This window comes from Gordoniibacillus kamchatkensis (assembly GCF_000829455.1).
In the GTDB taxonomy this organism is placed as follows: Bacteria; Bacillota; Bacilli; order Paenibacillales; family NBRC-103111; genus Gordoniibacillus; species Gordoniibacillus kamchatkensis.
In genome coordinates, this window is record NZ_JXAK01000008.1 from 107,688 (window position 1) to 126,591 (window position 18,904).

At 59.1% G+C, this 18,904-nt stretch carries 15 protein-coding genes and 2 pseudogenes; all 17 read left to right on the forward strand.

What is annotated here, in order from left to right; translation table 11 throughout:
* Positions 1-47 precede the first annotated feature (47 nt).
* Positions 48-830, forward strand: a complete 783-nt coding sequence (locus SD70_RS06705) for a CheR family methyltransferase (RefSeq protein ID WP_041046834.1) — start codon at positions 48-50, stop codon at positions 828-830.
* 78 nt (positions 831-908) lie between these two features.
* Complete coding sequence (locus tag SD70_RS36805; protein ID WP_197080956.1) at positions 909-1,073, forward strand: hypothetical protein; 165 nt, start codon at positions 909-911, stop codon at positions 1,071-1,073.
* 176 nt (positions 1,074-1,249) lie between these two features.
* Complete coding sequence (aroC, locus tag SD70_RS06710) at positions 1,250-2,407, forward strand: chorismate synthase (protein ID WP_041046835.1); 1,158 nt, start codon at positions 1,250-1,252, stop codon at positions 2,405-2,407.
* A 33-nt stretch (positions 2,408-2,440) separates the two neighbouring features.
* A complete protein-coding gene (gene aroB / locus SD70_RS06715; protein WP_041046836.1) occupies positions 2,441-3,535 on the forward strand; it encodes a 3-dehydroquinate synthase in 1,095 nt (364 codons plus the stop codon).
* A gap of 3 nt (positions 3,536-3,538) precedes the next feature.
* Positions 3,539-3,916 carry a chorismate mutase gene (gene aroH / locus SD70_RS06720; RefSeq protein WP_041046837.1) on the forward strand — a complete coding sequence of 126 codons (378 nt, stop codon included), beginning with the start codon at positions 3,539-3,541 and terminating at the stop codon, positions 3,914-3,916.
* Positions 3,917-4,184: 268 nt separating this feature from the next.
* A pseudogene (gene trpE, locus SD70_RS06725) lies at positions 4,185-5,736 on the forward strand (anthranilate synthase component I).
* Between the two features lie 29 nt (positions 5,737-5,765).
* Entirely contained in the window at positions 5,766-6,809 is a 1,044-nt protein-coding gene (trpD, locus tag SD70_RS06730; RefSeq protein WP_041046886.1) for an anthranilate phosphoribosyltransferase, read from the forward strand.
* Positions 6,796-7,587: an indole-3-glycerol phosphate synthase TrpC gene (gene trpC / locus SD70_RS06735; protein WP_041046838.1), complete on the forward strand. Its 792-nt coding sequence runs from the start codon at positions 6,796-6,798 to the stop codon at positions 7,585-7,587. The genes trpD and trpC overlap by 14 nt, the downstream gene beginning before the upstream one ends.
* A 38-nt stretch (positions 7,588-7,625) precedes the next feature.
* Positions 7,626-8,327 carry a phosphoribosylanthranilate isomerase gene (locus tag SD70_RS06740; protein ID WP_041046887.1) on the forward strand — a complete coding sequence of 234 codons (702 nt, stop codon included), beginning with the start codon at positions 7,626-7,628 and terminating at the stop codon, positions 8,325-8,327.
* Positions 8,308-9,512, forward strand: a pseudogene (gene trpB, locus SD70_RS06745) (tryptophan synthase subunit beta). Before SD70_RS06740 ends, trpB begins: the two are co-directional and overlap by 20 nt.
* Complete coding sequence (gene trpA, locus SD70_RS06750) at positions 9,509-10,318, forward strand: tryptophan synthase subunit alpha (protein WP_041046839.1); 810 nt, start codon at positions 9,509-9,511, stop codon at positions 10,316-10,318. Before trpB ends, trpA begins: the two are co-directional and overlap by 4 nt.
* A gap of 379 nt (positions 10,319-10,697) precedes the next feature.
* Positions 10,698-11,798: a histidinol-phosphate transaminase gene (hisC, locus tag SD70_RS06755; protein ID WP_041046840.1), complete on the forward strand. Its 1,101-nt coding sequence runs from the start codon at positions 10,698-10,700 to the stop codon at positions 11,796-11,798.
* A 54-nt stretch (positions 11,799-11,852) separates the two neighbouring features.
* Positions 11,853-12,944 carry a prephenate dehydrogenase gene (locus SD70_RS06760; protein WP_041046841.1) on the forward strand — a complete coding sequence of 364 codons (1,092 nt, stop codon included), beginning with the start codon at positions 11,853-11,855 and terminating at the stop codon, positions 12,942-12,944.
* 229 nt (positions 12,945-13,173) lie between these two features.
* Positions 13,174-14,790 carry a response regulator gene (locus tag SD70_RS06765; protein WP_041046842.1) on the forward strand — a complete coding sequence of 539 codons (1,617 nt, stop codon included), beginning with the start codon at positions 13,174-13,176 and terminating at the stop codon, positions 14,788-14,790.
* Complete coding sequence (locus tag SD70_RS06770; protein WP_052487123.1) at positions 14,790-16,562, forward strand: cache domain-containing sensor histidine kinase; 1,773 nt, start codon at positions 14,790-14,792, stop codon at positions 16,560-16,562. Before SD70_RS06765 ends, SD70_RS06770 begins: the two co-directional genes overlap by 1 nt.
* A 15-nt stretch (positions 16,563-16,577) precedes the next feature.
* A complete protein-coding gene (locus SD70_RS06775; RefSeq protein WP_041046843.1) occupies positions 16,578-17,564 on the forward strand; it encodes a substrate-binding domain-containing protein in 987 nt (328 codons plus the stop codon).
* Positions 17,565-17,584: 20 nt separating this feature from the next.
* Positions 17,585-18,847 (forward strand): ABC transporter substrate-binding protein, encoded by a 1,263-nt coding sequence (locus tag SD70_RS06780; protein ID WP_041046844.1) that lies wholly within the window; start codon positions 17,585-17,587, stop codon positions 18,845-18,847.
* The last annotated feature ends 57 nt before the right edge of the window (positions 18,848-18,904 follow it).

Here is an 18,904-nt window from a genome sequence, read left to right on the forward strand (position 1 = left end):
CTATAGAATGGCTTAGACGATTTAGTTTGCAAAAGGGGTTTGAAGTAATGTCCGACGATCAGGATTACGCGCTGTTTATCAAAAAAGTAAAGGACTATTCGTCGATCGATTTGTCCCAATACAAAGAGGCGCAGATGAAGCGGCGCCTGACGACGCTTTGGTCGAAAAAAGGCTTCACTTCGTTCGTTTCCTTTTTTGACGGCTTGATGAAGGACAAGGCGCTGTTCCACGAGTTTCTCGACCGGATGACGATCAACGTCTCGGAGTTTTGGCGCAATCCGAACCGGTGGGAGCTGGTGGAGCAAAAATATATCCCCGAGATGCTGCGCAAAAACCGCAAGCTCAAAATATGGAGCGCCGCCTGCTCCACAGGCGAGGAACCGTACACGATCGCCATGATTTTGTCCAAGCAAGGAGCGCTCGAGGGCACGCAGTTGCTGGCCACCGACATTGACGACGGGGCGCTCGAGAAAGCGAGGAAGGGCGTTTATGTGGACCGCTCCTTGCGCGACGTGCCGGACAGCTATATTAAAACGTACTTCCGCCAGGACGGCGTCACCTACCACGTTGCCGACGAGCTGAAGCGGGCCGTCAAGTTTCAGAAAGGGAACTTGCTGCTCGACAAATTCGATACCGGCTTCGATCTGATCGTGTGCCGCAACGTCATCATTTATTTTACGGAAGAAGCGAAGCACCTGCTTTACCAAAAGTTTGCGAACGCGCTAAAGCCCGGCGGCCTGCTGTTCGTCGGCAGCACCGAGCAAATATTTTCCCCGGCCCAATACGGGCTCGAGCCTGCCGAGACGTTTTTCTACCGCAAAAAAGCGTAAACGTTCGAAGTATAACTGCTGGCAAAAGTTCCTATACTATGGATACCGCATAGAGATTCCAGGTAAGGAAGGGTGCCTATGGATAAACGCAAAGTCATTTCCGCGTACCGCCGCGGCTTCATTACAATCCAGGAATGCGCGCAAATATTGGGGATCGACTCGGTGCAAATTATGGGCCTCATGAATGACCCGCAGCTTGCCGAGCCGCCGCGCGCGCTGAAGCCGACCTCGGCGCACGGATAACGGCGCGAGGTCAAGGCGGTTCCATAGCAGGGCGAACGAAACACGCTTTGCCGCAGCAGCGGCGGGGGCGTGTTTTTTGCGCTTCGCGGTTGTCAAACCGGAGGAGCTATACTATAATGAGCAGAAGAATAATTAGCACTTGAAAGCGCTAAAGCGTTTGGAAGGATTGTGACCAGATGAGATATTTGACCGCAGGGGAAACGCACGGACCGCAGCTTACGGCCATTATTGAAGGTTTTCCGAGCAATGTGACGATCGACGCAGACGCCGTCAATTTTCAGCTGGCGCGCCGGCAAAAAGGGCACGGCCGCGGACGCCGGATGCAGATCGAGAAAGATACGGCCCGTTTCGTCGGCGGCGTGCGCCACGGCAAAACGACGGGCGCTCCGATCGCGCTCGTCGTCGATAACAACGACTGGAAAAACTGGACGAAAATTATGGGGATCGAGCCGGTAGAGGAAGAGGAAGCGAAACGCCGCGTCAACCGCCCCCGTCCGGGACATGCCGACTTGAACGGCGGCCTCAAATACAACCAGCGCGATTTGCGCAACATTTTGGAGCGGTCCAGCGCCCGCGAGACGACGGTGCGCGTCGCTATCGGCGGTGTCGCCCGCGAGCTGTTGAAGCAGTTCGGCATTACGGTGGCCGGGCAAGTGCTGCGCATCGGCGACGTGGAAGCGCAGCGCGCGGATTTGCCGCTTGACGAACTGATTCGCATTACGGAGGAGTCCCCGGTGCGTGTCGTAGACAAGGATGCGGAAGCGCGCATGATCGCTGCGATCGACGCGGCGAAGGAAGACGGCGACACGCTCGGCGGCGTCGTCGAAGTGATCGTCGAGGGCGTGCCGGTAGGCCTCGGCAGCCATGTGCAGTGGGACCGCAAGCTGGACGGGCGCATTGCGCAAGCGGTGCTGTCGATTCAAGCGTTCAAGGGCGTGGAGTTCGGCATCGGCTTTGAGGCGGCGCGTCTGCGCGGCTCGAAGGTGCACGACGAGATTTTGTATGAGGACGGCAGCTTCAGCCGCGCCACGAACCGGGCCGGCGGCTTCGAAGGCGGCATGACGACCGGCGCCCCGATCGTCGTGCGCGGCGTCATGAAGCCGATCTCGACGCTCTACAAGCCGCTGCAAAGCGTCGACATCGACACGAAGGAAGCGTTCACCGCCCAGGTGGAGCGTTCCGATACGTGCGCGGTTCCGGCGGCAAGCGTCATTATGGAGAACGTCATCGCCTGGGAAGTGGCGAATGCGTTTCTGGATAAGTTCGGCGGCGATTCGCTGGAGGAAATTCGCCGCAATTACGAGGGCTATTTGCAGCAAGTGCGCGACTATTAATACGCGTCTCGGGCGGGAGAGGAGCGGCATTCGATGAAACAATTGACGGTGGAGCTTGGCGAACGCTCTTATCCGATTTACATCGGCGACGGCCTGCTCGCGCAAGCGGCCGAGCTGTTCGCGCAGCGCGGCATCAGCGCAAAGTCGCCGCTGCTGATCGTCACCGATACGGCGGTCGGACCGCATTACCTAGAGCCGCTGGCGGCCGCGCTGCGCGCAGGCGGCTATACGGTTGCCGCGCACACGGTCGAGTCGGGGGAGAAGTCCAAATCGCTCGCCGTGCTGCAAGATATCGTCGCCACCGCGCTGGAGGCCGGCCTTGACCGCAAATCGGCGATCGTCGCCCTCGGCGGCGGCGTCGTCGGCGATGTGGCCGGTTTTGCCGCCGCCTCGTATATGCGGGGCGTCAAGTTCGTGCAGGTGCCGACGACGATTCTCGCCCACGACAGTGCGGTCGGCGGCAAAGTAGCCGTCAACCACCCGCTGGCCAAAAACATTATCGGCGCCTTCCATCAGCCGGAGCTGGTGCTGTACGATACCGCCACGCTGCGCACGCTGCCGCCGCGCGAAGTGCGGGCTGGGCTCGCCGAGATGGTCAAGCACGGCCTTATTTGGGACGCCTCGTTCGTCGCTTGGCTGGACGAGAACGCTCAGCGCCTGCTCGCACTCGAGCCGGAAGCGCTTCAATACGGGCTGTTCGAAGGCTGCAAAGTGAAAGCGCACGTCGTCTCTGCCGACGAGCGCGAGGACGATCTGCGCGCCATCCTCAATCTCGGCCATACGATCGGCCACGCGCTGGAAGCGGTCGCCGGCTACGGCGAGCTGCTGCACGGGGAAGCGATTTCGATCGGCATGATCGGCGCGGCGAAGTTGGCTTTGCGGCTCGGCTGCGATCCGGAGATTTATACAGTCACCAAGAGGCTCCTGCAGCATTTCGAGCTGCCGACGCGGATGCCGCCGCATCTCGACACGGATGCGATCATGACGGCTATGAGCCATGACAAGAAGTTCAAGGAAGGCCGCATGGTGTACATCGTCCCGACCGCCATCGGCCGGGTCGAGATCAACAAATCGGTGCAGGCCGAGCTGGTGCGGGATATTGTGAACGAACTGAAGGAGGAGGCGTAAGCCATGTACGTACGCGGCATTCGCGGCGCCACGACGGTGGAAGCGAACGAAGAGAACCAAATTTTGGACGCCACACTCGAATTGCTGACGGAGATCGTCGCCCAAAACGAGTTCCGGCCTGAAGATATCGCCAGCTTGTTCATCACGGTGACGCACGATTTGACGGCGACGTTCCCGGCGAAAGTGATCCGGCAAATGTCCGGCTGGGAGCTCGTGCCGCTGATGTGCTCGGTGGAGATTCCGGTCGAAGGCAGCTTGCCGATGTGCATTCGCCTGATGCTGCAGGTGAATACCGACAAGCGGCAGGACGAGGTGCGGCACGTATACTTGAAACGTGCGATGAGCCTTCGTCCGGATATTGTGAAATTGACAAACGCTTAAGAATGGCTTTATACTGGTAAGTAGATGAGTGAGTTTTAGTTTTAGCGAGTAGAGCATGAGCAAGAGATGAGCCTAGTGGAGACGAGTCGAGAAGAGAGGTCCGTTAGCGGCGTATTTGCCTGTAATTTGCAGGCCGGAATCGCTGCAGCGAGGCGCTGTCTTTGTTCGAATTCGGAATGATCCATATGCTGTCTGTCATGCCTCTACGCGACGTAGAGGCTTTTTTATTTGCTCACGTGCCTACCAATCGAGAGGAGAGTGCGGTTAGATGGCGAACCCCGAGCTTGAGCAGGTCATTCGGCTGGCCCGCGAGTACAATTTGATCCCGATCGTGCGCCACGTTCTGGCCGATATGGAGACACCGATCCGCGTGTTCCAGCAGTTTTACGAGGAGAAGCGGGCGTTCCTGCTGGAAAGCGTCGAGGGCGGAGTCAAATGGGCCCGGTACTCGTTCATCGGCACCGACCCGTTCTTGCAAATCCGCGCCAAAAACGGCATCGTCAGCATCGAAACGGGGCAGGAAACGATCACCTCGCGCGAGAAGCCGGTCGAACTGCTGAAGGCGTACCTGCGCTCCTACTCGAGCCCGGCGCTGTCGGATTTGCCGCGCTTCACCGGCGGGGCGGTCGGATTTTTCGGCTACGATCTGCTGCAATATTACGAGAAGCTGCCGAAGCACCGGGTCGACGACTTGCAGATGGACGACGTCAAATTCATGTTTTGCGACCAGGTCATCGCCTTCGATCACGTCAAGCAGCAGCTGAAGGTGATCGCCAACGTGCACATCGCGCCGCAGGCAACGGACCGCGACATCGAACGGGCCTACCTGGCCACATGCGCGAAGATCGAAGCGACGATCGAGCGGCTGAAGCGGCCGCTGCCGATCGAGGTCATGCGCGGGACGCCTGCAGCTGAGGCGGATATCGGCGAGCTGCGCTCGAACTTGACAAAGGAGCAGTATATGGCGAATGTCGAGGCGGCGAAGGCATACATTCGCGCCGGAGACGTTTTCCAGGTGGTGCTGTCGCAGCGGTTCGAGGTCGAGACGGACGTATCTCCGCTTCACGTGTACCGCGTGCTGCGGACGCTTAACCCGTCGCCGTACATGTACGTGCTGAAAATGGACGACGAGGTCATCGTCGGCACGTCGCCGGAGCTGCTCGTGCGCGTCGAAGATTTAAAAGTAGAGACGAGGCCGATCGCAGGTACGCGGCCGCGCGGCAAGACGGAGGCGGAGGACGCGGCGCTGGAAGCGGAGCTGCTCGCCGACGAAAAGGAGCGGGCGGAGCATCTGATGCTCGTCGATCTCGGCCGCAACGATCTCGGGCGCGTGTCGGAGTTCGGCACCGTCAAATGCGACACGTTCATGCAGGTGGAACGGTATTCGCACGTCATGCACATCGTGTCTAACGTTTCGGGGCAGCTGGCGCACGATAAAGATTTTTTTCGACGCGTTTCTGTCGTGCTTGCCGGCCGGCACCGTATCCGGGGCGCCGAAGCTGCGGGCGATGGAAATTATCGCCGAGCTGGAAAACGAAGCGCGCGCCGCTTACGCCGGGGCGATCGGCTATCTCGGCTTCTCGGGAAACCTCGATACGTGCATTACGATCCGCACGATCATTTTCAAGCGGGGCAAGGCGTACGTGCAGGCGGGGCGGCATTGTGTGGATTCGGTACCGGAGAAGGAATACGAAGAAACGGTCAACAAAGCGAAAGGGATGCTGAAAGCGATCCGCATGGCGGAGCAAATGTTCGGCGTGCGGGAGAAAGCGGCAGCTTCGGTCATTAATCAAGATTATTATTTGAATCCGCAGCCGTAAGGCCGATTCGATTGGGGGAGGGGACGAAAATGACAACGGCGATTACGATACAGCAGGCTATAGGCAAACTGCTCGGCGGTCAGGCGCTTGACCGGCAGGAGGCGCGCAGCGTCATGACGGAAGTGATGGAAGGGGCGGCGACTCCGGCGCAAATCGGCTCGCTGCTGACGGCTTTGCGAATAAAGGGCGAGACCGAAGAGGAGATTACCGGCTTCGCGGAAATTATGCGGCAAATGGCGACGCCCGTGCGCACCGAGAGCACGAATCTGCTTGATACGTGCGGTACGGGAGCCGACGGAGCGGACACGATCAACGTTTCGACGGCGGCGGCGATCGTCGCCGCCGCCGGCGGGGTGCGTGTCGCCAAGCACGGCAATCGCGCCGCCTCAAGCAAATGCGGCAGCGCCGACGTTCTGGAGGCGCTCGGCGTAACGATCGCACTGTCGCCGGAGCAGGCAAGGGAATGTCTGGAACGGATCGGCATCTGCTTCATGTTCGCTCAAGTTTACCATCAATCGATGAAGCATGCGGCCGGGCCGCGCCGCGACCTCGGTTTCCGCACCGTTTTCAACCTGCTCGGGCCGCTGACGAACCCGGCCGGTGCCGACAGGCAGCTGCTCGGCGTGTTTGACCGCGCCAAGACGGAGACGCTGGCCGCCGTGCTGCGCGAGCTGAACGTGAAGCGCGCGCTTGTCGTGGCGAGTCTCGACGGACTGGACGAAATTAGCGTATCGGCTCCGACGAAAGTAACTGAGCTGAAAAACGGCGACATTCGCACGTTCGAGCTGACGCCGGCCGATCTCGGCCTGGCCGAGTCGCCGCTCGCCGCCGTAAAAGGCGGCGACGCCGCGCACAATGCGGCGGTCATCCGCCGCGTGCTGCAAGGGGAGAAAGGGGCGTGCCGCGACATCGTCGTCGCCAACTCCGCCGCCAGCTTTTACGTAACCGGCAAAACGGACACCATGCGCGAAGGAGCCGAGCTGGCGGCGCGCGTTATCGATTCGGGCGAGGCGCTGGCGAAGCTGGAGCAGCTTATACAAGTGACGGGAGAGCTGAATCATGTTTTTAGATAAAATCGTTGCCACGAAGCAGCGTGAAGTTGCCGCGCTGAAAGAGCGGCTCACGCTCGCTGCGGCGGAGCGGGACATCGCCGGAATGGCGCCTTGCCTCGGCTTCGAGCGGGCTTTGACGGAGCGCCGGCGGCGGCCGGTAGGGCTGATCGCCGAGGTGAAGAAGGCGTCGCCTTCCAAAGGTTTGATCCGCGCCGACTTCGACCCGGTTGCGCTGGCCGAGGCTTATGAGCGGGCGCAGGCCGACTGCGTGTCGGTGCTGACCGATACGGATTATTTTCAGGGCAGCAACGAGTACTTGAAGGCGGTGCGCGAGGCGGTGTCGCTGCCGCTATTGCGCAAAGATTTTACGATCGACGTGCATCAAATCTATGAAGCGCGCCTGATCGGGGCTGACGCGATACTGCTCATCGCGGCGATTTTGACGACTGCGCAGATGAAGGAATTTTTGCGCGAGGCGCGCGCGCTCGGCATGGACGCGCTCGTCGAAGTGCACGACCGCGCGGAGCTGGAGCGCGCGCTGGAGCTGGATGCGACGCTGATCGGCATCAACAACCGTAACCTGCATACGTTCGTCACCGACCTCGATACGACGCGGCAGCTGATCGAGCACGTGCCGGCGGGACGCACGGTCGTGAGCGAGAGCGGCATTTCGTCGCCGGCGCATATGGCCGAGCTGCAGGCAGCGGGAGCGAAGGCGGTGCTCATCGGCGAACACTTTATGCGCCAGCCTTCCGTCGAGCAGGCGGTGCGCGATTTGATGGACGGACTGCGGGGGTGAACGGGAGCGTGAACGTACGGGAGAGCGGTTCAGGCCCGCTGACGGCCGTTAAAATTTGTGGAGTGCGCACATCGGACGTGATACAATCGTTGAAGCCGCTATCGGTAACGCACGTCGGCTTCGTATTTGCGAAGAGCAAGCGCCAGGTGACGCCGCAGCAGGCGGGACAGCTCATTCGCGAGCTGCGCGCCGGCGCTGACGCAGCCGGGCGCCCCGCACCGCTTGCTGTCGGCGTATTCGTCGATCCGTCTTTGGACGAGCTGGCTGCCGTGCTGGCGGAAGCTCCGCTCGACGTTGTGCAGCTGCATGGCAAGGAATCGCCGGAGCTGTGCGCGGCTGTCCGCGAGCGGTTCGGCGTGCAGCTGTTTAAGGCCGTTTCGATCGCCCGCGATTCGGATGCTGTGCCTGCCGATGCCGATGTCGCCGCCCAGTTGGACCGCTATCGCGGCACAGTGGACGCGATCCTGCTCGATACGCACGATCCCGTGTATGGCGGCGGGTCGGGTACGACGTTCGCCTGGGATTGCATCCCGCCTTACCGGCGCTGGGCGCGCGAGGCGGGGGTGCAGCTGCTCGTCGCCGGCGGGCTGACGGCGGACAACGTCGCATCGCTCGTAGCGGACTATCGCCCCGACGGCGTGGACGTATCGAGCGGCGTCGAAACGGACGGCATGAAGGACATCGCCAAAATTCAAGCTTTTGTCGAAAGGGTGGCTTCAGTTGACCATACAAGTGCCTGACATACACGGAAGGTTCGGCAAGTTCGGCGGCCGGTACGTGCCGGAGACGCTCATGAACGCGCTGATCGAGCTGGAGGAAGCGTATCGCCGCTACTCGCAGGACCCCGAATTTATCGCCGAAGTCCAATATTTGCTCAAACAGTACAGCGGCCGTCCGACGCCGCTTTATTACGCGGAGCGTCTGACCGAAAAGCTCGGCGGCGCGAAAATATACTTGAAGCGCGAAGATTTGAACCATACCGGCGCGCACAAAATCAACAACACGATCGGCCAAGCGGTGCTGGCAAAGCGGATGGGCAAAAAGAAGGTAATCGCGGAAACCGGCGCCGGCCAGCACGGCGTCGCGACCGCCACGGTGGCGGCATTGCTCGGGCTCGAATGCAAAGTGTTCATGGGCGAAATCGATACGCAGCGCCAGCAGCTCAACGTATTCCGCATGAAGCTGCTCGGCTCCGAAGTCGTGCCTGTCGTCTCCGGCTCGCGCACGCTCAAGGACGCCGGCAACGAGGCGCTGCGCTACTGGGTCAGCCATGTTGACGACACGTTTTACATTCTCGGCTCCGTCGTCGGCCCGCATCCGTATCCGATGATGGTGCGCGACTTCCAGCGCGTCATCGGCGACGAAGCGCGGGCGCAAATGCTGGAGGCGGAAGGCCGGCTCCCGGACGCGGTCATTGCCTGCGTCGGGGGCGCAGCAACGCGATGGGCATTTTTTACCCGTTCGTGCGCGACGAAGCCGTACGTTTGATCGGCGTCGAAGCGGCAGGGAAGGGAGTCGATACGGAGGAGCATGCGGCCTCGATTACGAAAGGCAGCATCGGCGTGTTCCAAGGCTCGATGAGCTATTTGCTGCAGGACGAGTACGGCCAAGTGCAGGAGGCGCACTCGATTTCGGCGGGCCTCGATTATCCCGGCATCGGGCCGGAGCATTCGTATTTGCACGAGACGAAGCGGGCCGAGTACGTGCCGATTAGCGACGCCGAAGCGCTGGAGGCGTTGCAGCTGCTCAGCCGCACCGAAGGCATCATTCCGGCGCTGGAAAGCGCGCACGCCATCGCGCAGGCGATGAAAGTGGCGCCGGCGATGAGCCGCGACCAGATTATCGTCGTCAACTTGTCCGGACGCGGCGACAAAGACGTTGAAGCGATCATGAAATATTTGGGGATGGGGGGCGCTGACGCATGAATCTCATCGACCAGAAATTCGCCGAACTGAAGTCGTCCGGCCAAACGGCGCTCATCCCGTTCCTGACTGTAGGCGACCCAAGCCTCGAGCTTACCGTGCACATTTTGAAGGAGCTGGAAGCTGGCGGCGCCGATATCGTCGAGCTCGGCGTGCCGTATTCCGATCCGCTCGCCGATGGCCCGGTCATCCAAAGCTCGTCGCAGCGGGCGCTGCGGCGCCAGATTACGATCCGGAGCTGCATCGAAGTCGCCCGCGAAGCGCGCAATGCCGGCGTTACGCTGCCGTTCATCCTGTTTACGTACTATAACCCCGTTTTGCAGCTCGGTTTGGAGCGGACGTTCGCTTTGCTGAACGAAAACGGCATCAGCGGACTGATCGTCCCGGATTTGCCGATGGAGGAAAACGAAGAAGTGCGCCGCCTCGCCGAGCGGCACGGCGTGCATTTGATCCCGCTCGTGGCGCCGACGTCGAACGCGCGCATCCGCAGCATCGTTACCCAGGCCAAAGGCTTCGTATATTGCGTCTCCTCGCTCGGGGTAACCGGCGTCAGATCGGAGTTCCACTCCGGCATCGACGAGTTTCTGCATACGGTCAAATCCGCCGCCGACGTGCCGATCGCCATCGGCTTCGGCATCTCAAGCCGCGAGCAAGTGGCCAAGTTCGAATCCGTCTGCGACGGCGTCGTCGTCGGCTCGGCGCTCGTGCGCCGCATCGAGGAAGCGGAAGCGCTGCTGGAAAACGAAGCGACGCGGGAGCAGGGGCTGCGGCAAATTCGCGAGTTCATCCGGCAATTGAAGGGGAACTGATCTGACTGCCCGAGAGAGAGTGGGGCGGCACTGCGGACCTAAGCATGTGGGTCGCCGGCTTCATTGAACTCGCGTTCCTATGAATTTGCAAGCAAGGTTGGAACGCGAGTTCAATGGCTTATGCTTACGAAGCGAGTTTTGCTACGCAAAACTTGTAGCTCCAAGGCTTACATTCCCATCCTCCGTTCCGCCTGTCCCGGGCAGCATGAACCGATCCATTGAAAAGATAAGCCTCCGTCAGGCGGCAGCCTGGCGGGGGCTCGCGTCATCGCGGCGAAAAAAACGCATGGAAATCGGCGACTTTCTGATATACAATAGGGAAAGCGTCGATAAATTGCTGCTTTAACGCTGTAACGAACATGAAGAGGTGTATTCGCTCATGCAGCCGAAACGTACGATTGTCCATTTGCCGGTATATCAGCCGGGCAAACCGATTGAAGAAGTGAAGCGCGAGCTTGGCCTTACGGAAGTCATTAAGCTGGCCTCGAACGAAAATCCGTTCGGCTGCTCGCCGAAAGTGAAAGAAGCGATCGTCAAAGAGCTCGAGAACATTTCGCTCTACCCGGACGGCGGCAGCGTCGAGCTGTCGGGCGTATTGGCCAAATTTCTCGGCGTAGAGACGGACCAGCTCATTTACGGCGCCGGTTCGGACGAAATTATTCTCATGATCGCGCGCGCCTATCTGGTTCCTGGCGACGAGACGGTTATGGCGACGCATACGTTCCCGCAATACAAGCACAACTGCGAGATCGAAGGCGCCGTATGCATCGAAGTGCCGCTAAAGGAAGGAACGCACGATTTGCCGGCGATGCTGGCGGTCGTCAACGAACGGACGAAAGTGATCTGGCTGTGCAATCCGAACAACCCGACGGGCACAATGGTGACCCACGACGAGGTCGAGCGCTTCCTTGAGGCCGTTCCGTCCTCGGTGCTGGTCGTTTTGGACGAGGCTTATTGCGAGTACAACACGACCGGCAAATATCCGCGCAGCCTGGAGCTGCTGAAGCAATACCCGAACGTCATCATTTTGCGTACTTTTTCCAAAATTTACGGTCTTGCCGCGCTGCGCGAAGGCTACGGCGTCGGCCATCCCGACGTCATCCGCACGATCAATCAGGTGCGCGAGCCGTTCAATACGAGCCGGTTCGGCCAGTCGGCGGCGATCGCCGCCATTCAGGACCAGGAGTTCATCGCCATGTGCCGCGACCGCAACGCCGAAGGCATCGCCTACATCAGCGGCGAGCTCGATCGTCTCGGCTTGAGCGCTTATCCGGCGCACGGCAACTTCATGCTTATCGATGTGGGTCGTCCCGCGAAGCTCGTGTTCGAAGCGCTGCTGCGCAAAGGCATTATCGTCCGCGGCGGACATGCGCTCGGTTTTCCGACGTCAATCCGCGTTACGATCGGCAGCCGCGAACAGAACGAGAAGTTCGTCGCCGCCCTCGAGCAAGTGCTCGGCGAAGTGGGAGCCGGCGCATAACGCGCCGGCTTTTTCTTCATCGTTTCCAGATTTTACAGTAAAGGTTGAATGCAATTGACAACTATCGCCATTTTCGGCGTCGGCCTGATCGGCGGCTCGCTCGCCCTATGCTTCAAGGGCAAGCCCGGCATTCGGGTCATCGGCCATTCGAACCGTCCCGAATCTGTGGACAAATATGTGAAGCGGGGCGTCGTCGACGACGCGACGACTTCGATGCAGGAGGCGGCGGAGGCGGCGGACGTCATTTTCGTCTGCGTTCCCGTAGGGCTGCTGGAATCGTATTTGGCGCAGCTGCAGCAATATAAGCTGAAGCCCGGCTGCATCATTACGGACGTCGGCAGCACCAAAGCGTCCGTCGTGGCCGCTGCAGGCAAGCTGATGGGCAGCGATATCTATTTCATCGGCGGCCATCCGATGGCCGGCTCCGAGCGTTCCGGCGTCGAAGCCGCGTCTTCGCATTTGTTCGAGAACGCCTATTACGTGCTGACGCCGCAGCCCGGTACGCCGCCCGAAATCGTGCAAAAGCTCGAAGCGCTGCTCAAGCATACGAAAGCCCACATCGTGAAAATGGACTCCCGTCAGCACGACGACATTGTCGGCGCCATCAGCCATTTGCCGCACGTGATCGCCGTCGCGCTCGTCAATCAAATTCGCCGCTACAACGACGGCAATGCGATGTATCAGCAGCTGGCGGCGGGGGGGTTCCGCGACATTACCCGCATCGCTTCCAGCGAGCCGACGATATGGCGCGACATCCTGATCAATAACCGCGATGTGCTGTTGCGGCTGCTCGCCGACTGGAACGGCGAGATCGAGCGGTTTATCTCCATGCTGCAGGACGGCGACGCCGCCGGCATCGAGCGGGAGTTCGCCGAAGCGGGGCAATTCCGCAAGGAGCTGCCCGAGCGGCGGAAAGGGATCATTACGCCGCTGTACGATTTGTACGTCGACGTGCCGGACCATCCCGGCGTCATCGGCCATATCGCTTCGCTGCTGGGCGGCGAACGCATCAACTTGAGCAACATCCAGATTATCGAGAGCCGCGAGGACGTGCCCGGCGTACTTCGGCTGTCGTTTCGCAACGAGCGGGACGTGGACATGGCGGCGCAGCTGCTGCGCGCTCACCATTACGCCGTGAACGTGTAGCCGGACAAAAAAAGGGGGGATCCCCCGAAACAACCGCTTTCAAAATCCGATAAAACGTTTTCAAAAAGTTGTTGACAAAATGAAAACGGATTCATATAATAAAAGTACAGTATGGTTTCTCTCCACTCCTATCCGATATTGCACTATGTGCGGCCGCTGATACGTCGGGCGGTATTTTTTTTGGATTCCGGGCCGATGTAGCCGAGATCAGCAGAGGGGAGGGCGCGGCGTGTACAAAATCATCATCGTCGACGACGACGAAGAAGTACGAGAAGGCATTATCGAGTGTATCGATTGGAATTCCCACGGCTTTGAAGTCGCAGCGGAGTGCTCCGACGGTTCGGAAGCGCTGGCGGCAGCCCGGAAGCATAAACCCGACTTGATTTTGTCCGATATTTGCATGCCGTATATGGACGGGATCGAGCTTGCGCGGCAAATCCAGACCGTTTCTCCTCATACGAAAGTGATCATTTTGACGGGATATGACGATTTTGACTATGCCCAGCAGGCGCTGCGGCTCAAAGTGTACGACTTTATCGTCAAACCGATGACCGCCGGCGAGCTTAGAGCAATGCTCGATAAAGTGAAGCTGGATATGGACCGCGAGGCCGCTAGCCGCCTCAGCTTGCAGCAGCTCAGCGCGAAGCTTCACCAGAGCATGCCGCTGCTCAAGGAACGGTTTCTCGAGCGGCTCATGAACGAACCGGTAAGCGAGGACGAGGTCCTAAGCAACCTGCACGATTTCGGGCTTCCGCCGGTTTGCCCGCCTTGCCTCGTGCTGACGGTCCATATCGACGATTTGGACAAGCTGCGGCAGGAAAGGTGGCGCAGCGGCCTGGACCTGCCCTGCTTCGCCGCCTACAACGTGGCGCTCGATGTTGCGGAAGAAAAGCAGGCGGTCGTTTTCCGGACGAGAGAAGAAACGATCGCCGTTCTGCTCTTCGGGATGGAGGAGACGCCGCTCTATGAGATGGCCTTTCACGTAGCCGAGGAGCTGCGCCGCTGCACGGAAACGTTCCTCAAATTCACCGTCACCATAGGGATCGGCGAAGTTTGCGCCAAGCTCGGCGATTTGCCCCGTTCCTACCAAAGCTCCGCCGCTGCCGCCGGTTACCGTTTCGTGCTCGGCAAAAACCGCATCATCAGCATCCGCGACATGGAAGGCGCGAGCACCGCGCCGAAGCAGCCGAATCAGGATTGGGGCAACAAGTTTGCCGCGTTGTTAAAAACAGGCACGTCCGAGGAAGCCGAAGCTCTTGTCGGGCAATTTATCGCCGATCTGAGAAGCACTTTGCTTCCTGCCGACGGATGCTGCCTCCACATTCAAGCCGTCATCATTGCCATGATGAACATCATGCGCGAGCTTTGCCAAAGCGACACCCCGTTGTTCGCACACCTCGAACAGACTCTCGCCGACATTCATCGTTTCACGACACTTCACGATACGGAGCTCTGGCTAAAGGATCTATGCTGTGAAGCGGTCTCGCAGCTCTCCGGGCAGCGGGGCGATTTTGCCCAGGCCGGGGTGCGCAGCGCCATCGCCTACATCGAAGAGCATTTTGCAGACGAGCATTTTTCGGTGCGGCAAGTGTGCCGTCACGTTCATTTGAGCAAAAGCTACTTGAGCACCATTTTCAAACAGCAAACGGATCAAACGATTATGGAATTTGCGACGCGGCTTAGGATGGAGAAGGCGAAAGAGCTTTTGCTCGCCCCGCTCAAGTCGTATGAGGTTGCCGCCAAAGTAGGCTACAGCGATCCGCAATATTTCAGCGTGCAGTTCAAGAAGCAAACCGGCCTGAGCCCGACCGAATTCCGCGACAGGCTGACGAAGGCAAGGCGGTGATGGCCATCGACCGCAAAGCTCTTCCCGGTTTGTTCAAATTCAAGAGCATTCAGTCGAGCATTTCCGTCTCGTTCTCCTGCCTCATTTTGCTGTCGATTACGGTCATCAGCTTCATCTCCTACCGGTTGTCGGCGGATGCGGTGGAAACGAACTCGGAGCGCTACATTTCGGAAATTATCCAGCAGGTTGGGATGAACATTCAGTCGTACGTAACGAACATGGAGAACATCTCTACGCTGGCGCTGACGAACAAAGACGTGAAATATTACATATCCGGCACCAGCTTCGTCAGCGAGACGGACCGGAGGCCGTACGAAAAGCGTATTTCCGATCTGTTTCAGTCGATTCTCATTACGCGTACCGACATTGCCTCCATCATGGTGTTCGGCTATAACGGCCGCTTCGTCTCCGACCGGAGAATTACAAGCTTGAATCCGAATGCAAAGCTCGAAGATCAGCCGTGGTACAAAAATGCGCGGAAAGAGAGCGGCAAATCGGTCATCTCCGCGCCCCACGTGCAAAATATCATCCAGAACGAATACCGCTGGGTCGTTTCGCTAAGCCGCGAGCTGAAAAGCGCGGACGGCATTGCGGGCGAAGGGATTTTGCTAGTCGACTTGAACTTGAAGGTCATCAACGACATTTGCAGCCATATCAAGCTCGGCAAGCGCGGCTACGTGTTCATCGTCGACCGCGACGGGAATATCGTTTACCATCCGCGGCAGCAGCTCATCTACAGCAATCTCGAGACCGAATCGATCGAATGGCTGCAGAACAAAAGCAGCGGCAGCTTCATTACGAGCGACGGAGGAGAGAAGCGGATCTACACGTTCCGGGACACTCCGTTCGGCTGGAAAATCGTCGGCGTCGCCTATGCGAGCGAGCTGATCGCGAATCAGACGCAGTTTAAGCTGTCCTATTTATTTTGGTGCGTGCTCGGGGTGGCGGTCGCGCTGCTGCTTTCCTTTACGCTGTCGCGGCGCCTTTCCATGCCGATCAGGCAGCTGCAGGGCAGCATGAAGCAGCTCGAGAAGGGGAACCTCGACATCCGCTCGGACATTCACAGCACCGACGAAATCGGGCAGCTCGGCCGCACGTTCAACATTATGGTCGGCAAAATCAGAGAGCTGATGGAGCAAATTATCGCCGGCGAGGAGCTGAAGCGCAGAAGCGAGATGAAGCTGCTGCAGGCGCAAATCAACCCGCATTTTCTGTACAACACGCTGGACTCGATCATTTGGATGGCGGAGCGGCAAAAGAGCGCCGAGGTCGTGCAAATGACGTCGTCGTTATCCAAGCTGTTTCGCGCCATCATCAACAAGAGCGAGGACATGATCCCGATTCGCCTCGAGCTCGAGCACGTGTCCAACTATTTGCTCATCCAGAAGATGCGGTACAAAAACAAGCTCGACTACCGGATCGATGTGGATCCGCGCATATGGCATTGCAAAGTTTCGAAAATTGTGCTGCAGCCGCTCGTCGAAAACGCCATTTACCACGGCATCAAAAACAAGCCCGGCCTCGGCGAAATCACCATCAGCGGCCACGAGGCGGAAGGGGTTATCGTGCTGAAAGTAACCGATAACGGCATCGGTATTCCCCCGGACAAGCTGGAGCAAATGGGCAAGCGGCAGGCGAACCCGAGCGGCGGCATCGGCGTGCCGAACGTAGGCGAGCGAATCAGGCTGCTCGGAGACGATTACGGCGTCGCGGTCAAGAGCGAGGCGGGAATAGGGACCGAAGTGACGCTCGTGCTCCCCAAGTGCGAATAGAAAGGAGCTTCGGGCATGCACAAAAGAACATTGCTCATCTCCGTGCTGCTCGTCCTCGCGGCGGGACTGTTTGCCGTATACGGCGTAGAAACGCTGCGCATGTCGGGTGGCAAAACGCGGCAAATTGCCGTCATTATGAAATCGGGCGACATCCGGTCGGAGTTTTGGCAAACGTTCGGCGAAGGGGTGAAAGCCGCAGCGAAACGGTTCGATGTGAACGCCGAAATCGCTGGCCCGCTGTCGGAGAGCGATGCCGACGGGCAAATCAAAGCCGTGAACGAAGCGATTGCCAAAAAGCCCGACGCCATCGTCCTCGCCGCAACCGACGAAGCGAAGCTGAAGCCGTCCGTGGACAAAATCAAAAAAGCCGGAATCAAGCTCGTCTCGGTCGATACGGCGTCGAACGCCGGTGCAACCGAGAGCGTTATCGCCACCGATCAGACCGAAGCCGGCAAACGAGCCGGGCTCCATCTGGCCGGGCAACTGACGGCAAACGCCTCGAAAGCGTTCATTTTGAAAAGCGCGAACGGTGCCGCAGAAGCGGCGGAGCGGGAAGAAGGCGTTAGAGCCGCCCTCAGCGGCTCGCCGCAAGCCGAGTACATCGGCACCTTCACGAGCGAAGGAACGGAAGACCGTGCGTACGAGACGGCCAAGCTGCTTCTGGCATCGCACTCCGACGTCAAAGGCATCGTTTGCTTGAACGAGAAAATGACTTTGGGGGCAGCACGGGCGATCAAGGAAAAAGCTTTGACGGGCGAAATCAAGCTCATCGGCTTCGACAGCTCCATCTATATCGTCAAGCTGCTGGAAGAGGGAGTCGTGCAGGCAACGGTCGTACAGAAGCCCTTTAATATGGGGTTCCTGTCGATCAAGTCGGCCGTGCAGCTGCTGAGCGGGATCAAGGCGAATCCGAAGCAGTACGTCGAATCTCTCGTCATTACGAAAGACAACATGTACTCGCAGCAAAACCAGCAGCTGCTCTTTCCGATTGTCGAAAGGTAAGCGGGGGGGAGACTGATCATATGAACAAGGGCAAGCTGGCGCTTGGCATCGCGGCGCTTCTCCTCTTGGCCGCTCAGCTCGGCGGATGCATCGGGGTTCAGGAGCAAGATGGACCCCCTCGCGATGCCGCCAAACGGGTCATTTCGTTCGTCGTGCCGGAATACAGTACGGCGACCAAGCCGCAGTTCGAAAGCTTGGTGAAAGATTTCGAGGCCATTCATCCCGATGTGGAAATCGCGCTGCAGGTCATCAACTGGGACTTTCTCGACAGCGCTTATAACACGATGATCAGCAAAAATCAGCCGCCGGACTTGCTGATCACGAACGTGTACGCTCATTTTGCGAGAGACGGCTTGCTGAGCAGCATGGAGGATATCGTGTCGCCGGCGCTCAAAAGCCGCTTTTATCCCGTTCTGCTGAATAACGGGACGATGGGCGGAGTGTTGTATGCGCTCCCGTACGTAGCCTCCACCCGGGAAATGTATTACAACAAAGATATTTTCGACGAGCTGGGCATTGCGGAGCCGCCGCGGACGTGGACCGAGCTGGAGGAAACCGCGCGGAAAATTAAAGAGCTGAAGCGCGAGGACGGCTTCGGGCTCGATTTTACGGACAACGAAATTTGGGCTTATTTGTCCTACTTTTTTATCGGCGCGGGCGGCGGGTGGATGAAGGACGGCAAATGGACGATCAATTCCCCGGAAAACGTCGAAGGCCTCACTTTCCTCCTGAATCTGTACGAGAAAGGGCTGACGGACGCGGAGCCGACGGTGACGACGCGCGACGAGAAGCAGCGCATTCTCGGCAACGGCAAGCTCGGCATGATGATATCCGGCAACTATTTTACCGCGGTCGTTCCGCGCGAATTTCCCGGCTTAAAATGGCGCCTCGGGCCGATTCCCGTGAAAAAAGGGATACCTCCGTTCGTATTCGGCGTTCAGGACATGCTGATGGCGTTCAAGACCGATCATACGGACAAGAAGGCGCTGTCCCAGTTTCTCGATTTTTTGTACGAGGACGGCCGCTACGAGGACGTTATTTTGCGGGAAGGGCTTCTTCCGGTTACCCGCACGGTCGGCGGGAAGCTGGCGGCCCAGGATAGCTCTCTGAAGCAAACGCTGGACTCGCTGCAGACCGCCAAGTTTTATCCGTACAGCGTCCCGGCGTGGTCCGCCGTGCTGGATGCGACGCGGAATATGGGGCAATCCGTCCTGCTCGGCCAGCTGACGCCGCAGCAGGCGCTCGATCAGCTGCAGCAAATCGCCGTCGCCAAAAGCCGCTGAGCTGGAAGTCCCAGGTTGCCGGAGAAAGGCGGAGCGGAGGATGGGAATGTGGGGCGG

What these genes read in the sequence shown, in the direction of transcription:
- SD70_RS06705 (WP_041046834.1), top strand. Translation starts at nt 48, where the DNA reads ATGTCCGACGATCAGGATTACGCGCTGTTTATCAAAAAAGTAAAGGAC.
- SD70_RS36805 (WP_197080956.1), top strand. Translation starts at nt 909, where the DNA reads ATGGATAAACGCAAAGTCATTTCCGCGTACCGCCGCGGCTTCATTACA.
- aroC (WP_041046835.1), top strand. Translation starts at nt 1,250, where the DNA reads ATGAGATATTTGACCGCAGGGGAAACGCACGGACCGCAGCTTACGGCC.
- aroB (WP_041046836.1), top strand. Translation starts at nt 2,441, where the DNA reads ATGAAACAATTGACGGTGGAGCTTGGCGAACGCTCTTATCCGATTTAC.
- aroH (WP_041046837.1), top strand. Translation starts at nt 3,539, where the DNA reads ATGTACGTACGCGGCATTCGCGGCGCCACGACGGTGGAAGCGAACGAA.
- trpD (WP_041046886.1), top strand. Translation starts at nt 5,766, where the DNA reads ATGACAACGGCGATTACGATACAGCAGGCTATAGGCAAACTGCTCGGC.
- trpC (WP_041046838.1), top strand. Translation starts at nt 6,796, where the DNA reads ATGTTTTTAGATAAAATCGTTGCCACGAAGCAGCGTGAAGTTGCCGCG.
- trpA (WP_041046839.1), top strand. Translation starts at nt 9,509, where the DNA reads ATGAATCTCATCGACCAGAAATTCGCCGAACTGAAGTCGTCCGGCCAA.
- hisC (WP_041046840.1), top strand. Translation starts at nt 10,698, where the DNA reads ATGCAGCCGAAACGTACGATTGTCCATTTGCCGGTATATCAGCCGGGC.
- SD70_RS06770 (WP_052487123.1), top strand. Translation starts at nt 14,790, where the DNA reads ATGGCCATCGACCGCAAAGCTCTTCCCGGTTTGTTCAAATTCAAGAGC.
- SD70_RS06775 (WP_041046843.1), top strand. Translation starts at nt 16,578, where the DNA reads ATGCACAAAAGAACATTGCTCATCTCCGTGCTGCTCGTCCTCGCGGCG.
- SD70_RS06780 (WP_041046844.1), top strand. Translation starts at nt 17,585, where the DNA reads ATGAACAAGGGCAAGCTGGCGCTTGGCATCGCGGCGCTTCTCCTCTTG.